Origin of the sequence: Staphylococcus pasteuri (assembly GCF_030547725.1) — a bacterium.
GTDB classification, from domain to species: Bacteria; Bacillota; Bacilli; order Staphylococcales; family Staphylococcaceae; genus Staphylococcus; species Staphylococcus pasteuri.
Genome location: NZ_JAUOQO010000333.1, coordinates 1 through 273, shown reverse-complemented (window position 1 = coordinate 273; position 273 = coordinate 1). Strand labels below are relative to the sequence as shown.

General features: G+C 50.2%; 1 protein-coding gene. It reads left to right on the top strand.

Annotation, left to right across the window (positions count from 1 at the left end; genetic code table 11):
- Positions 1-47: 47 nt before the first annotated feature.
- Positions 48-273, top strand: a 226-nt coding sequence (locus Q4528_RS13875) for a CBS domain-containing protein (RefSeq protein WP_303522166.1), incomplete at its 3' end; no start/stop codon positions are given.

Here is a 273-nt window from a genome sequence, read left to right as displayed (position 1 = left end):
ACTTACGGGTGCGCGGTGAATTACCCGAAGCCACAGACGCCCTGTATGTGGTGGACGAGGATGATTCACTACTCGGTGATATCCCCTTATCCACCCTGCTTACCGTTAACCCCAATGTTAACGTACGCGATGTAATGGACAGTAAAGCAGAGACCATTCCGGTAGCGATGGATGAAGATGATGTAGCTGCATTATTTGAGCGCCACGACTGGATATCCGCCCCTGTCGTCGATGAACAAGGTCACTTATTGGGTCGAGTAACCATTGATGATG